A 14,948-nucleotide genomic window follows, 5' to 3' on the forward strand; every position below is an offset into this window, starting at 1 on the left:
CGCCACGCCTGACCCCGCGCCGCTCTTGCCCCGTCACCGGAAGTCCCGGCTGCGCCCGATCGCCAGCCCGAGATGGAGCCGTTCGACCTTGTCGGCCACCACGCTGACCGCTCCGGAACGGTTCTCGACGGTGCCGCGGATGATGAGCGCCGGGGCCGAGGAGACGACGGGCCGGTAGCGCGCCCAGAGCCCGACCGAGCACACGATGTTGGTCATGCCGGTCTCGTCCTCGAGGCTGAGGAAGGTCACCCCCTCTGCGGTGGCGGGCCGTTGCCGGTGGGTGACGGCCCCGGCCACCTGGACACGACTGCCGTCGGGGACGTGCGCGAGGCCGGCGGTGGTGCACACGCCTTGGGAGTCGAGCCAGGGGCGGGCGTGGATGGTCGGGTACTCCTCGGGGCTGATGCCGGTGGCGGTGAGGTCGGCGGAGGTGAGTTCGAGGACGCTCATCCCGGGTAGAGCAGGGGCGTCGACCTGACTGAGACCGGGCAGCATGCCGGGCTTCTCACGGGCCGCGGTGGCCGCCGACCACAGTGCCGCCCGCCGCCCACCGGTACCGAGACAGTCGAGTGCGCCGGCGGTGGCCAGGGCCTCCATCTGCCGGACGCTCAGACCGGTGCGTCCGGCGAGGTCACCGGCGGAGGTGTACGGGCCGTGGGTGTCGCGTTGGTCGGCGATGGTGGCGGCCAGGTCGGAGCCGATGGCCCGCACCGATTCCAGTCCGAGCCGCACCTCGGTTCCCTGGTTCTCGCAGGTGGCGCCGCCGAGGGAGCGGTTGACGCACGGCCTGTGCACGGTGACCCCGTGCCGCCGGGCATCGGCGACCAGTGACTGGGGCGAGTAGAACCCCATGGGCTGGCTGCGCAGCAGGGCGGCGCAGAAGATCGCCGGATGATGGCATTTGAACCACGCGGAGTAATAGACGATCGCGGCGAAGGACTGCGAGTGGCTCTCGGGGAAGCCGTAGTTGGCGAACGCGCACATCTTCTCCCAGATCCGCTCCCCCACCTCGGGCCCGGTGTCTGGGGTTCCGGGCGGGCTGGCACCGATACCGTGCCGGTCGCGCATGCCGGTGAAGAACCGCTCGCGCAGCCGGGCCATCTTCTCGGGTGAGCGTTTAGCGCCCATCGCGCGGCGCAGTTGGTCGGCTTCGGCTCCGGTGAAGCCGGCGATCTCGGTGGCGATCTGCATGAGTTGTTCCTGGAACAACGGGATGCCCAGGGTCCGGCCGAGGACGGGTTTGAGCGCGGGGTGGTCGAAGACCGGCTCCTCGAGACCGTTGCGCCGCCGGATGTAGGGATGGACGGAGCCGCCCTGAATGGGGCCGGGTCGGATGAGCGCGACCTCCACCACGAGGTCGTAGAAGGTGCGCGGTTTGAGTCGGGGCAGGGTGGCCATCTGGGCCCGGGACTCCACCTGGAACACGCCCACCGAATCGCCGCGGCACAGCATCTCGTAGACCTCCGGGTCGGCCAGGTCGAGTTGGGCGAGATCCACGTCGAGGTCTTTGTGTTCGGCCGCGAGGTCGATGGCGTGGCGTAGGGCCGTGAGCATCCCGAGCCCGAGCAGGTCGAACTTGACCAGCCCGACGGCAGCGCAGTCGTCCTTGTCCCATTGCAGGACGGTCCGCCCGGGCATGCGCGCCCATTCGACGGGCACCACATCGGCCACGGGCCGGTCGCAGATGACCATGCCGCCGGAGTGGATGCCCAGGTGCCGCGGCAGGCCGACGAGTCTGCGGGCCAGCGCGAGCACATCCTCGGGGATGGTGCGTTCGGCCGTCTCCCGGTCATGGTTCTTCAGCCCTGACCAGCGATCGACGCTCTTGGACCAGGCGTCCTGCTGCCCGGTGGAGTAGCCGAGCGCGCGGGCGACGTCGCGTACTGCCGACCGGCCGCGGTAGGTGATGACGTTGGCGACCTGCGCGGCATGCTCGCGCCCGTAGCGGGCGTAGACGTACTGGATGGCTTCTTCTCGCCGGCCGGATTCGATGTCCACGTCGATGTCTGGTGGGCCGTCGCGTTCCGGGGACAGGAACCGCTCGAACAGCAGGTGGGCGCCCACGGGGTCGACGTTGGTGATGCCCAGGGAATAGCAGACGGCGGAGTTGGCGGCCGAGCCCCGCCCCTGACAGAGGATGCCCTCTCGTCGACAGAACTCGACGATGTCGTGGACCACGAGGAAGTACCCGGGGAAGCCGAGATCGGCGATCACCTCCAGTTCGCGATCGATCTGCGCGTACGCCTGGGGGGCCTGTTCCCGGGTGCCATAGCGGCGGGCGGCGCCGGCGTAGGCGTGGTGGGCGAGCATGCTGTCCTCGGTGTGGTCTGCGGGGACGTCGAAGGGCGGCAGCTCGGGCGCGATGAGGGAGAGGTCGAAGGCGCACTCCCGGCCCAGCCGGTCAGCGGCGGACACGGCGTGGGGCCAGCGCTCGAACAGGTCGGCCATCTCCTCTCCCGAGCGCAGGTAGGCACCCCCGGCGGCGGGCAGGTGGGCGGCGTGGCTCTCCAGCGCGTCACGAGCGCCGAGAGCGGCCATGACCGAGGCCAGACGCGCGTCCCGGGGGCCGGCGCAGTGTGCGGCGGTGGTGGCGACGACGACAAGACCCGCCTCCTCGGCGAGCCCGACCAGCGCGTCGCATCGTTCGGTGTCTTCTGGAACGCCGTGGCAGGTCAGCTCGACGATCACCCGGTCCCGTCCGAACAGGTCGACGAGCTGGCCCAGCGCCGTGCGGGCTGCCGCGACGTCGTGGTGGCCGGCTGCGGCGCCGTTTCTCTCGAGGGCACGTCGCACCCGGCCGCGTCGGCAGCCGGTGAGGATGTACCAGTGCCCGCCGGCGGCCTCGGCGAGTTCGGTGATCTCGTATCGCGGTTCGCTCTTGGCCCCGCCGCGCAGGTGGGCGTGGGCGATGGCACGCGAGAGCCGTCGGTAGCCCTCCTGCCCTCGGGCCAGGACGAGGAGGTGTTCGTCTCCGGGCAGGGACAGTTCCGCCCCGAACACGGTGGGCAGCCCGAGCTCCGCGGCTGCCTCGGCGAAGCGCACGACCCCGTACATCCCGTCATGGTCGGTGATCGCGAGCGCGGTGAGCCCCTGCTCGACGGCGGCTTCGACCATGGCCTCGGGAGAGGAGGCCCCGTCGAGGAAACTGAACGCGGTGTGCGCATGCAGTTCCGCGTACGGCACGCGGTCCTGCCCGTTCGACTCCGCCGGGTCCGGGGCCCTGTACGCGCCCCGCTTACGCGACCAGGCCGGGGTGTCGCCGCCGTCACCCGGATGTGGATTCTCGGGCCCACGCGGGTTGGGCCGGCCTGACAGCACCCGTTCGAGTTCCGACCAGCTCTCGGGTCCGTGGTACCAGTTCACCGTGCACCACCTGCCCGCTGCGGGTGCAGCCCGCGGCGGGAAGAGTGCCCGTGGTCAGAGCGCGGTGAGGGACTCCACGACCCATGCCTTGGCATCGGTGGGCGGCTTGCGGCAGCTCTGCGAGCGGGCCGGGAGGGGCCGGGTGCCGGTCTCGACGCGCCACGCACGCCCGTCGGTGTGCCGGACAACCGCGACGTGGGGGCTATCGGGGTCGATGTCGACGACGAGGTCGTCGATCCCCGCATCCACATCGGTGTCCCGGACCGCCACTTCCGCGACCTGTCCGGCCGGCGGCCACGTGCTGCGACCACGCAGATGCTCGGTGACGACCCTGCCGTCCAACTCTGCCTTGACGATCCGGACCGCCAGGTCGGTCTCCGCGGGGCCGTACGTGTAACCGGTGCCGGGCAGCAGCAGGACCGGGGCGAAGCGGTGCCCTCCGGTATGCGAGCACTCCCACACCGCGGCCTCGGGATCGAGATCGCGCAGGCGCTCCCCCACCTGTTCGTCGAGTACGGCCGCGACGGGTCGACCGCGAACGGCACAGCACTGATCGCGCTTGGCATGGGTGCACACCAGCGGGACCGGAGCCATGACCTCGCGGGTGCCCGGCACGTCTCCGCCGGGCGAGAGATCCAGATCGAGCATGTCCTCAGGTCCCTCGACCCTGCCCACGCGGATGCTGCGGCTACCCGGCCGGGTGTCGCAGAGATAGAAGCGGTGGCGGTCGATGCGTTGGCCCTCGCGTCCGGGGCGCCGGATGAACAGCATGCGGGATCCGCAGTCCGCGACGTGCTTCTTGAGCCGCTCGGACAGCTCCTCGCCCAATGCCTCACCGTCGAAGATGTCGCGTCCCCAGCGTCCGGGAACCTCCAACAGGATCCACGAGGTCTCGTGGGCGGCGGTCCCTGCCGGCGGTTCGTCGTCGGACTGGAAGGAGCACCAGCTCGGCTGTGCGGCGGAATCGATGATTGACACGCCCCCATGGTGCCCCACGGGACAAGGATGTGTAACTGTAGCCACCTTGTGGGACAAAAGTGACTGGAGGGATCTAGCCTGGGAGTATGCGTATTCGACATCGCCGCCTTGCCGCGGCCGCCGCTCTCACCGCCGCCGCGTCGCTGGGGCTGGCGGGGTGCGGGGCCGACTCCTCGACCGATGCCCCCGTCTCCGGTCAGACCACCACCGCGGGTTCGTCTCCCGCCGCACTGGCCGACATCCTGTCGCCGGACGAGACCGAGGCCGCCGACCCGTCGAACGGCCCGTCCGATTCCTCGCCCAAGAGCGCGGAGGCGGACGAGTCCTCCCCCGATCGCACGCAGCTGGTCGTCTCCGAGATCCGCATGGGTGACTTCCAGGGCAAGGACCGCGTGGTCTTCGAGCTCGACGGCAGCGGCACCCCCAGCTACACGGTGGACTACGTGGACGCACCTGCCCAGCAGGGCAGCGGCTTCCCCATAGAGGTCTCCGGCGACTCGTTCCTCCAGGTGATGATCCACGGTCAGGTCCTGCCCACCGAGACCGACATGGAAGAGGCCCCTGTGGGTGTGATGACCGGCGATGCCGCGGCCGGGGTCACCGGCGTGGCCTTTGCCGGGCAGTTCGAGGGGCAGGCCCAGTCCGTGATCGGACTGGAGGGCACGGACCGCGGATTCTCCGCGTTCCTGCTGCAGAACCCGACCCGCCTGGTGGTCGACATCGAGCGCTGAGTCCCCGGACGCCTCGGGGACAACTGTCTGACCGTTCACTCGTAGACCCCCTCGACAGCCCATCCCCCCGGCTCGTCCCCGAGCGGGCGGCACAGCAGCAATGCCGCCGCCCTCTCGGGGACGACCTGCATCCGGGCCCGGGGCCGACGCGACGCGCCCCCGGGTGCGGGCTCCCACCACGCCTCGTCGACGGTCCACGGGCGTGACCAGCCCAGAAGCGGGCAGCGCCGCCCGCCCACCTCGACGACGGCGGGCCGACCACTGAGCAGGCCCCGCAGGGTCACCCCCACGGCGGTCCCGACCTCGGTGCGCAGCATGACTCCCCCGGACAGCGGAACCCGCGCAGCGACGGCGGCTCCCGGGTCACCGTTCTCGCGGATCTCCAGCAGATAACCCGGCCCCGGCCACACCACCGACGGTGACGGCGCCGGTAGCGCGCCCGGCCACGGGCCCCGGGCGACGGGCTCCGCGGGAGCGTCCCCGTACGGCAGCGACTGCACGCGCTCGGCCGGCCCACGCCCGCCCGCATCCACGGGGATGCGTACCGCCTCCGGCCCGAGCAGGCCCTGCACCCGCACCAGCGCGCGGTGGACCCGGGCCTCAGCCAGGCCCGCCTCACCCCACAGCCCTTCCTGCACGTGACCGGCGGGGACGACCTCCACCGGCTCGAGGGCCAGCGCGGTGACCGCTCCCCCGGCCCCGCCGGAGATCGCGGTACCGGTGAGCCAGCCCTCCAGCTGCCAGCGCAGTCGGTCGGCAGTGCCCTCCGGGGTCAGCGGCGCCGAGCATCGCCACACGCGGTTGACCTCCCGCCCGTCCTCCACGTGTGCAGTGATGGACAGCCTCAGGCAGGACACCCCTGCCGCCGCGAGCGTCTCGTGCAATTCGCCCGCCAACCGCCGTCCGAGGAATGCCGCCTCGTCGACGCGTTCCAGAGGCGGGTCGCACCGGTGCTCGATCGCGGACCCGGCCGGCACCGGGGTCACCGACGGCGGACGCCACGGCACAGCCCGAGCGATTCGGTGCGCGACGGTGCCCGCCTCACCGAAGCGGGTGGCCACGTCCCGGGGCGCGATCGCGGCGAAGTCACCGATCGTCCGCACGCCGAGCCGGTGCAGGAGTCCGACCAGTTCGGACAGCACCTCGAGATCCCCCAGCGCGGGCTCCACCACGAGAGCCCCCACGGGCAGGTCCGCCAGGTACTCGGCGTCCGCGCCCGGCTCGAGCAACGCCGATCCACGGGCTCCGAGCACCGCCGTGGGCAGCTCGTCCGCGAGCCCGACCTGGCACTCCACCCCGGCCGCCGCAACCGCGTCCATGACCCGGGTGACAACCTCCTCCACCCCGCCGTGGAACCGCAGTGCGCCGGCGGCGGAGAACACGAACAACCCGGGCCGCAATACCTCGATGCCCGGAACCACCGCGTCCAACGCCTGCACGACGGGCTCGAACCAGGCGGCATCGCGGGCCTCATCCGTCGCGACCACCACGAGCTCGGGACACCGGAACTGCGCCTCACGTCGACGTAGGCCGCGACGCACCCCGACCGCCCGCGCGACGGCGTTACACGCGAGCACGCCACGGGGCCCGACGACCGCCAGCGGCAGATGCAGGCCGTGCCCCTCGGCCCGGGCCGCCGCGACCGCCGGCCAGTCCGGGCACCACACCGCCATGACCCGGGCACTCATCCCGCCGCCACCCATTCCGCGGTCCGGGCGGGGGCCGCGCGGCCGGAGCAGCGCACCACGGTGGAGACCGAGGCCAGCCGGCCCGCCCCCGCGCCCAGCCCTCCGTAGCGGCAGTGCCGGCCCGCCAGCGTGAGCTCCGCCCCGGGCCAGCCGGGGCCCACGAGCAGCACCGCGCCCGCGGCCCGCACCCGGCCGGCGATCACTCGCGCGCGTGAGGGGGCCACAGCCGCGACACCGGGCCCGAGCAGGACCAGATCCAGTCCGTCGATCAGCACGGACACGACCGCCGCGGCGTCAGGCCCGGGGTCCGGGACCAGCGCCAGACAGTCCAGCCGGCCGCCCTGCTCCGCCACCGCCGCCACCCCGAACTCCGGCCACCCCACGACCGCACACCGGACCCCGGCAGCCGTGGCCGCGGCCAACAACCCGACCCGCAGCGTGGCGCTACCGCCGACCGCCGTGACCCGCCCCGCGGGCAGCACACCGCCTGGCAGAAGCCCGGCCACGGACCCCGGCACGGGCACCCCGGGCACCCCGGGAACTGCGGGAACTGCGGAAGCCACCGGTGGCGCCGATGCCGGCACCGCGAGCGGCGGAAAAGCCGGCAGATCCTCGGGAGCAGCAGACCGCCCTGCCGAGATCACTGCCGCCGCCGACGACAACGAATCCGACGGGGACCCCGAAGCCTCGGGGAAGGTCCCTGTACCTTCAGATGTCTCCGCACCCTCGGTCGACGAGAAGGCCGCGGCACCCGGGACCGACCGAGCTGCGGCCGGAAGTCCGCCACCGGGCATGGACGCCAGTCGACGCCGCAGCTCAGCCACCCGATCAGCAGTACCGAGCTCCGACAGGTCCGCACCCGAACGGTCGACAGCAGAACCGCGCACTACCATCATCAGAACCTTCCGCCACGGGCGACACGCCGCCACCGCCTAAATCGAACTATTTTTCGACCGTGACGAACAGTGAACACTACGGGTACGACACTGCGCAAGAACGCCTGTTCGATAGAGGTTCCTGTCGCTATCGCCCCCGGGGTGGCTGTTTCCGGTGATGCGGGAGGGCCCGGTGTGGGCGTTGTCGTCGTCGTTGTCGTCGTCGATCCTGCTGTTCATCCGGACTCCACCCACGATGTCGTACCGGGGGCCTACCCTCGGTGACCATGAAGGCCTCCATCGGGAATCGCATCGTGCTCATCGGCGCCGGGGACGTGGGTATCGCGTACGCGTATGCCCTGGTCAACCAGGGCCTGGCCGACCATCTGGCGATCATCGACATCGACCACGACAAGCTCGTCGGCGAGGTCATGGACCTCAACCACGGCGTCGTCTGGGCGCCCTCCCCCACCCTCGTCACCGAGGGCACCTACTCCGACTGCACCGACGCCACCATGGTCGTGATCTGCGCCGGCGCCGCACAGAAGCCCGGCGAGACCCGAATCGACCTCGTCGGCAAGAACATGACACTGTTCGAAAAGATCGTCGGTGACGTGATGGCGACCGGCTTCGACGGCATCCTGCTGGTCGCCACCAACCCCGTCGACATCCTCACCCAGGCCGCCTGGCGCTACTCCGGGCTGCCCGCGAGCCAGGTGATCGGCTCCGGCACCGTTCTCGACTCCGCACGGTTCCGGTTCATGCTCGGCGAGCACTACGGCGTCGCCCCCATGAGCGTGCACGCCTCGATCATCGGCGAGCACGGTGACACCGAGTTGCCCGTCTTCTCCTCCGCCAACGTCTCCGGGGTGCCCCTGCGGCGCGATCTCGACGGAGACCCGGCCAAGCGGGAGCGGCTCACCCAGATCTTCACCGAGACCAGGGACGCCGCCTATCGGATCATCGACTCCAAGGGCTCGACCAGCTACGGCATCGGTATGGGGCTGGCCCGCATCACGCGCGCGATCCTGCGCAACGAGCAGGTGTCACTGCCCGTCTCAACCCTGCTTCGGGGCGAGTACGGGCAGGAGGGCATCTACATCGGCGTGCCCGCCGTGATCGGGCGGACCGGCGTGCAGAGGGTGGTGGAACTGGAACTCGACGAGACCGAACGGCAACAGTTCGCCCGCAGCGCGAGTGCGCTGCGGGCGGTGTCGGAGCAGTTCGAGGTCCTGCGCTGAGTCAGGGAGCTCCGGGCGGATCGCTGGCCGGGAACGACTCCTCGCCCCACTCGTCGGCCAACTCGTCCTTCGAGTTCGGGCGGTTGTCCCGCTCGTCCTTCTCTTCCGACTTGTTCTCGGCGTGGTCAGAGTTCTGCGGATTCGACATGCACCACTCCCCTCCTGCCGCACCGGGGCGTGCGACGTGGTCCACGGTACCGGTCAGTGCGGTGGCTTCAACCGAATGGACGCGGGTCGGATTCAGGAAGCGTTCAGCGGACGGAAGAAGCTGGTGGGACGTTCGGCGGCCCGGCTCGATCCGGGGATTCGGGGGCAGTCCGACGCGATCAGGTGAACGATGGGACCGAGAGAGGGAGACGACCGTGCACACCACCGATTACACCGACACCCTGATCCTTCCCGCGCCAGACACCAAGGCGCAGACGGCGACGGCCCCGCCGGCCGGTAAAGGATCGATCGCCGAGCTGCAGTACGAGCGGCTCTCGGCCGGCGACTACGTCTGGACCAGCGACGACCTGATCTTCGATGCGCACTGCCAGCGCAAGGGGATCGCCGAAACCGACCGGCCCGCTGCACGCGCGCAGTTCTTCTCCAAAGGACAGCCGTGCCTGCGCACCTCGCCGCTGGCCAAAACCTACGGGTGGGCGTTGCACTTCGATTCCGCCGGGCGGATCGCGCTGCTGCCCATGGGCTCTGAGCGCGTGGCCGAACTGGAAGCCGATCCGGCAGTGACGGTCAGAGCCGCGATGAAGAGCTCGCGCTGACCCGATGTGGATCGGGACGGGCTCGGTTCTGGCGGACGGTTCCGGGTTGCCGGGTTGCCGGGTTGCCGGGTTCAGCTTCTAACCTGGCGCTGGTTCCAGCCGGGCTCGGCGTCCGGGAGAGCGCGCAGCCAGTCCAGGACCGGGCGGGTGATCGCCTCCGCGAACTGCGCGTATCCGCCTGGGCCGGGGTGCGCGCCGTCCCCCGCGGCCACCTCGCGCATCCACGCCCCGCCGGGCCGCAGCGCATCGAAGGTCGGCACGAACGGAACACCCGCCTCGGCGCACACGGACGCGATCGCCTCCGCGCGGGCCACGGTGCGCGCATTGACCTCGTCCCACAGGACCGGCGGCGGGCCGACCACCAGGAACCGCCCTCGCGGCGCCCGGCCGATCATGCCGCGCAGCGCCGCGACCGTTCCCTGCTCATCGACCCGTTCGACCTCGACACCGGGCTCGGCCCCCGCGACATGCATGACGTCGTTGACCCCGAACTCGGCGATCACGGCGGTGGTCGGGAACGCGGCCCGACGCCGGTCGACCTCATCCCAGCGGGCCAGGATCATCTCCGAGGTGTCCCCGCCGATCCCCGCGACCGTGGCGTGCAGGTGCAGATCCTCGCGGGCGGCTGCCTCCACCAGGAGCGCGGTCCAGCCGCGGCCGGTCTCGTCGCCGTAACCGGCCACGAACGAGTCGCCGATGATGCACACGGGCAGGTCGCGGGGTTCGCTCACGACGTCACAGTAGCGTCGTCGACAGGAATTCGTGCACGGCCACTCGGCCGATGAGTCACATTGCGCTCCGCGGCGGCGAGCGGTCAATACGACGAAACCCATTCCGCGACCTGGGAGAACGTGAGCGGGTGGGACCACTCGCCGGGGAGGCGGCGGGTACGTGCGGAGCAGGCAGGGCGGGCCGGGCAACTGGTCGGCCTCACCTCAGCGGTCCAGGCTGCGAACCGAGCGAAACCGGGAGCGCCGGGCGAGCGGGCGGCCGACCCGCGATCAGTCGAGGTGGCGGGACTGCGCCCAGCGGGTCAGCGCGTGCCGGTTCGACTGCTGGGTCTTGCGCAGCACGTTCGAGGCGTGCGTCTCCACGGTCTTGACCGAGATGAACAGCTCCTCGGCGATCTCCTTGTACGTGTAGCCGCGGGCGAGCAGCCGCAACACCTCTTTCTCGCGCGGGGTGAGGGAGTCGACCTCGGGGTCGTGCACGGGCTCACCGCGATCCTCGGGCCCGGGGGCGGCGCGGGCGAAGGCATCCAGCACGAAGCCGGCCAGTCGCGGGGAGAACACGGCGTCGCCGTCGGCCACCCGGCGCACGGCATCGGCCAGCTCGTCGCCGGAGATGGTCTTGGTGACGTAGCCGCGGGCGCCGGAGCGGATCACGGCGATCACGTCCTCGGCTGCATCCGAGACGCTCAGCGCGAGGAAGGTCGGCACGTGCGCGGCCTCCGCCTGCGCACCGCCGGACGTCGCGCCGGGGCCCACAGCGCTCGAGCCAGAAGCCGCCGAGCCAGCAGAGCCCGAACCAACCGAGCTCGAGCCAGCAGCACCGGACGCCAGCACCGATCGCAGCACGGCCACGCCGCCACCGTCGGGCATGTGGACGTCGAGCAGCACCACATCAGGTTGCACGCGCCCGATCCCGGCTACCGCCTCGGCCACGGAGCCGGCCTCGCCGACTACCTCGATCGCGGCCTGGCCACCCAGTTCGGCGCGCACGCCGCTGCGGAACACCGCATGGTCGTCGACGAGGAAGACGCGGCACGCCCTACTGCCGGCCGCGCCGGCCCCACCGACCGCAGCCGCGCCAGACTCCCCGGCCGAAGCCGCACCGGCCACGCCGCCCACCACCGGCTCACCCGTCACCTGCGCACCTGCATCATTCGCCCTCCAGCGGCATCTCGATCCCGATCTCGGTCCCCCGCCCGAGCGTACTGCGCACGGTGACGGCGCCCCCGCGACTCTCCACGCGGTGCCGGATCGACTGCGCGAGTCCGTGTCTGTCGGCGGAGACCGCGTCGGGGTCGAAGCCGGCGCCGCGGTCGCGGACGAACGCACTCAGCACGCGCCCGTCGTTCTCCACGAAGACGTCCGCGGTGTCGACGCCGGCGTGCTTGGCGACGTTGACCAGCGCCTCGCGGACCGCGCCGAGGACGGCCTCCTCCGTGTCGCCGACCGCGCCGTCGCCCCCCACCACCACCTGGTCGATGCGCAGTCCGTACGCGTCCTCGAGGTCGCCGACCATCACCTCGACCGCCCCGGCCACGGTGGTCGCCCCGGACGACATGCGCGAGCCGGCGCCGAAGAGCCACTGCCGCAGTTCGCGTTCCTGGCGTCGGGCCAGGCGCGTGACCTGCGCGGGGTCGTCGGAGCGCTTCTGGATCAGGGCGAGGGTCTGGAGGACGGAATCGTGCAGGTGGGAGGCGATGTCACTGCGCTCGGCCTCCCGGATCCGCGCAGCACGTTCCTCCTCGAGCGAGTGCCACAGCCGCAGCCCGACGGGGACCGACAGCAGTCCGACGCCGACCAGCGTCGCGACCACCGCGAGGAGAGACGACCGGAGTGCGGCGAACTCGACCTGTCCCAGGACGACGACCGCGAGTCCGACGACGACGAGGGTCGCCCCTGCCGTGACACGGGCCCAGTCGAAGGCGGACCGTGGTGAGACCTTTCCCCCGCGGTCGTACTGCTGCCAGACGAGCCCGGCGCCCAGGGCCACCACGAGGACGGGGACGATGACGTTCAGTCCCGTGGCGGTGGTCAGCATGAACGACAGCACCGCGCCCACCATCGCGACCGCGACCAGCGCCTTGCCGTGTCGGCGTTCGCGCGGATCGACGGGGGGCGCGTCCACGCGGGCGGGGGCGGACGGCAGGAGCACCCACAGCGCCGAGTACAGGACCACGCCGGCACCGGAGAGGATGGCGAACAGAACCATGGCCAGCCGCACGTGGGTGACCTTGACGCCGAGGTGCTCGGCCAGGCCCGCGCACACGCCGCCCACGACGGAGGCGTCGGTGACCCGGGTCAGCCGTGGGTACCACCGGAAACCGGCCGGAACCGTGCCGGGCGGACGCAGCGCCGGGGCACCCGGCGGCACCGGGCCGCGCGGCCCCGGGCGCGTCGCGGGCCCGTTTGCCGGAGCGGGCGGGCCCGCGGATTCGGCGTCCGACGCACGCACGGGCTCGACCGGCGCGGGGTCGGTCGCGTTCTCACTCATGAAACCAATGGTCACAGATCGTCCCGGGGTCCGCATCGGGGGCCGACCCTGAGATTCCCGGGGTCCGGATATCAGGGTCGGTCCCCGATGTGCCCGGGCCCCCGGCCGAGCACGATGTGAGTCATGTCCAGCACGAGTACCCACGACCTGTCAGCAGAACTCCGCTCCCTGTGGCGGACCCGTCCCGTCCGGACCCCGGATGATTCCAAGATCGCCGGCGTCTGTGGCGGATTCGGTCGGCGCTACGGCATCGACCCGGTGCTCATCCGCGTCGCGTTCGTCATCGCCGCCCTCTGGGGTGGCGCGGGTGTGTTCCTCTACGCGCTGATGTGGCTGCTGCTCCGTGCCGCCGGAGACGAGGCGTCCAAGGGCGAGGCGCTCATCGGCCGGGGCCGGGCGTCCGGGTCCAAGCTGACGGCGGTGGCGCTCGTCGTCGTCGTCCTCATCTCGGCTCCGACCTTCGGCGGCTCCGGGCAGACCTTCCTGCTCGGCGCCGGGTTCCTCATGACCGCGGCGATGCTGGTCGGCTGGTACGGGTTGTTCCGACGCTCCCCCGAGCCGCCGGTCGGCTGGGCCGACGTGTCGGCGCCGCGTGCCCCGGGCGCAGGGTACGGCGCCGGTGGTCCGGCCGGCGCGACCCACCCGGGCGCCGCCCCCGGCCCGTGGCAGCAGCCCGGCTCCGGCCCCGACGCCCCGCACGGCCCGCCGGTCCCGCCGTCGTGGGATCCGCTCGGCGCCGCCCCCTTCGCGTGGGACCTGCCCGAGCCCGGCATCCACATCGCCGACAAGGCGCAGCCCGCCCGCAGGTCGCGGCTGACCAAGATCACGCTCGGCCTGGCGCTCATCGCCGCGGCAGTCGCCGCCGGCCTGTCCACGATCGGCGGTCTGGCCTGGCTGGACGCGACGCGCATCGCCGCGGTCGCCCTGGCCGTGGTGGCCGGTGGACTGCTCATCGGCGCGTTCACCCGCCGGGGTCACGGGCTGCTGGTGGTGGCCGGCCCGCTCGCCGGGTTCGTGCTGCTGGCCTCGCTCGTCCAGGTGCCCGAGGGCGGCTGGGAGACGATCGGCGAGAAGCGAGTGGAGATCACCTCCCCCGAGCAGCTGAACGTCCCGGTCGCCCATGAGCTCGGCTCGGTCCGTGTCGATCTGCGCGGACTCGAACTCGACCGCGACCGCACCTACAGCATCTCCAACGAGATCGGCGAGGTGCGCGTGCAACTGCCCGAGGGCCTCGAGGTGGACGCGAACTGCCGCGTCGAGGTGGGCAGCATCGACTGCCCCGCCCCGTCCGAGAACCCCGACGGCCCCGTACTGACCCTGGATGTCTCCACCGAGATGGGAAGCGTGAAGGTGACCCGATGAACACCATGAACCCGCAAGACCAGTTCCCCGAGCAGCCGTTCCGCGAACAACCGTTCCCCGAGCAACCGCTGTACGAGCCGCTGCCGTACGGGACCGGGTTCTCGAACCCGCAGCCCCTGGGCTTCGGTGTCGGGCCGGTGGAGCTCGGGGCGGCGGCCGCGGGCACGACCGGGAGCGCCGTGGAGGTGACCGACCGCAAGCGGGCCGGGTCCCCGATCCTGGCCGCGGCGGGTCTCCTCTCGATGGCGGTGGCCGTGTGGGCGATCCTCGGCGGGCCGGTCATCACCCCGACCGTCCTGCTGGCCGGCGGGCTCGTGCTCACCGTGCTCGTGGGGCTCATCATGGTGGTCCGGCGCTGAGCTTCATGACCCCAGGCGCAACGCCGCCTATCGGAAAGCGCGCCACCTGTCAGATTGCGCAGGTGGCGCGCTTTCCAATAGGCGGCGATAGCTTCGGCGGGTGCCGGGGCCCGTCTCTCCACCGAGGGGCGCGGGGCGCTGGAATACGACTAGCGTCTGCCGCTCGAGATCTCCCATCGCAGGCGCCGGGGGCGATTGAGGGCCGGGCTCCCCATTCGATGCCATCCGCCCCACAGCCGCACGCCAATATGGCGTCTCGCGTGAGCCTGTCGGTAGTTGTCAACCTGTTTTGGACAGGTGGTTGATTCCGGTTGTGGTGGGCAGTGGTGGTGCTTTTGGTGGTGTGCGGAAGCGTTCGGGGTGTT

At 71.6% G+C, this 14,948-nt stretch carries 13 protein-coding genes; 5 read left to right on the top strand and 8 right to left on the bottom strand.

The genetic code is table 11. The annotated features are described in order from the left end of the window. Window positions 1-33 precede the first annotated feature (33 nt). Together ACWIFB_RS16290 and ACWIFB_RS16295 are read right to left on the bottom strand one after the other, a co-directional pair. Window positions 34-3,363 (bottom strand): error-prone DNA polymerase, encoded by a 3,330-nt coding sequence (locus tag ACWIFB_RS16290; protein WP_454058794.1) that lies wholly within the window; start codon window positions 3,361-3,363, stop codon window positions 34-36. A gap of 54 nt (window positions 3,364-3,417) precedes the next feature. After that, window positions 3,418-4,341 carry a sucrase ferredoxin gene (locus ACWIFB_RS16295; protein ID WP_454058795.1) on the bottom strand — a complete coding sequence of 308 codons (924 nt, stop codon included), beginning with the start codon at window positions 4,339-4,341 and terminating at the stop codon, window positions 3,418-3,420. 86 nt (window positions 4,342-4,427) lie between these two features. Between ACWIFB_RS16295 and ACWIFB_RS16300 the strand changes: the two genes are divergently transcribed. Beyond that, window positions 4,428-5,072, top strand: a complete 645-nt coding sequence (locus tag ACWIFB_RS16300; protein WP_452099158.1) for an AMIN-like domain-containing (lipo)protein — start codon at window positions 4,428-4,430, stop codon at window positions 5,070-5,072. Between the two features lie 35 nt (window positions 5,073-5,107). Here the strand turns inward: ACWIFB_RS16300 and ACWIFB_RS16305 are convergent, their stop codons facing one another. Then, window positions 5,108-6,760 carry a DNA polymerase Y family protein gene (locus ACWIFB_RS16305; RefSeq protein ID WP_452099157.1) on the bottom strand — a complete coding sequence of 551 codons (1,653 nt, stop codon included), beginning with the start codon at window positions 6,758-6,760 and terminating at the stop codon, window positions 5,108-5,110. After that, the gene (locus ACWIFB_RS16310) at window positions 6,757-7,323 is read right to left on the bottom strand and encodes a hypothetical protein (protein WP_454058796.1); all 567 of its coding nucleotides are present in this window, start codon (window positions 7,321-7,323) and stop codon (window positions 6,757-6,759) included. Before ACWIFB_RS16310 ends, ACWIFB_RS16305 begins: the two co-directional genes overlap by 4 nt. Before the next feature lie 599 nt (window positions 7,324-7,922). Between ACWIFB_RS16310 and ACWIFB_RS16315 the strand changes: the two genes are divergently transcribed. After that, window positions 7,923-8,876, top strand: a complete 954-nt coding sequence (locus tag ACWIFB_RS16315; RefSeq protein ID WP_452099155.1) for an L-lactate dehydrogenase — start codon at window positions 7,923-7,925, stop codon at window positions 8,874-8,876. 1 nt (window position 8,877) lies between these two features. Here the strand turns inward: ACWIFB_RS16315 and ACWIFB_RS16320 are convergent, their stop codons facing one another. After that, the gene (locus ACWIFB_RS16320; protein ID WP_230930168.1) at window positions 8,878-9,024 is read right to left on the bottom strand and encodes a hypothetical protein; all 147 of its coding nucleotides are present in this window, start codon (window positions 9,022-9,024) and stop codon (window positions 8,878-8,880) included. A gap of 214 nt (window positions 9,025-9,238) precedes the next feature. Here ACWIFB_RS16320 and ACWIFB_RS16325 point away from each other — a divergent pair, with 214 nt between their 5' ends. Continuing rightward, window positions 9,239-9,640: a DUF6157 family protein gene (locus ACWIFB_RS16325; protein ID WP_454058797.1), complete on the top strand. Its 402-nt coding sequence runs from the start codon at window positions 9,239-9,241 to the stop codon at window positions 9,638-9,640. Window positions 9,641-9,711: 71 nt separating this feature from the next. Here the strand turns inward: ACWIFB_RS16325 and ACWIFB_RS16330 are convergent, their stop codons facing one another. From ACWIFB_RS16330 to ACWIFB_RS16340, 3 genes are all read right to left on the bottom strand, one after another. Next, window positions 9,712-10,371, bottom strand: coding sequence for an SGNH/GDSL hydrolase family protein (locus tag ACWIFB_RS16330; RefSeq protein ID WP_454058798.1), 660 nt, complete (start codon window positions 10,369-10,371; stop codon window positions 9,712-9,714). A gap of 270 nt (window positions 10,372-10,641) precedes the next feature. Then, entirely contained in the window at window positions 10,642-11,376 is a 735-nt protein-coding gene (locus tag ACWIFB_RS16335; protein WP_454058802.1) for a LuxR C-terminal-related transcriptional regulator, read from the bottom strand. Between the two features lie 145 nt (window positions 11,377-11,521). Beyond that, a complete protein-coding gene (locus ACWIFB_RS16340; protein ID WP_452099151.1) occupies window positions 11,522-12,862 on the bottom strand; it encodes an ATP-binding protein in 1,341 nt (446 codons plus the stop codon). Between the two features lie 123 nt (window positions 12,863-12,985). Here ACWIFB_RS16340 and ACWIFB_RS16345 point away from each other — a divergent pair, with 123 nt between their 5' ends. Beyond that, window positions 12,986-14,224, top strand: a complete 1,239-nt coding sequence (locus tag ACWIFB_RS16345; protein WP_454058799.1) for a PspC domain-containing protein — start codon at window positions 12,986-12,988, stop codon at window positions 14,222-14,224. Continuing rightward, window positions 14,221-14,583 carry a hypothetical protein gene (locus tag ACWIFB_RS16350; RefSeq protein WP_454058800.1) on the top strand — a complete coding sequence of 121 codons (363 nt, stop codon included), beginning with the start codon at window positions 14,221-14,223 and terminating at the stop codon, window positions 14,581-14,583. The genes ACWIFB_RS16345 and ACWIFB_RS16350 overlap by 4 nt, the downstream gene beginning before the upstream one ends. The last annotated feature ends 365 nt before the right edge of the window (window positions 14,584-14,948 follow it).

This window comes from Dietzia sp. NPDC055340 (assembly GCF_053645335.1).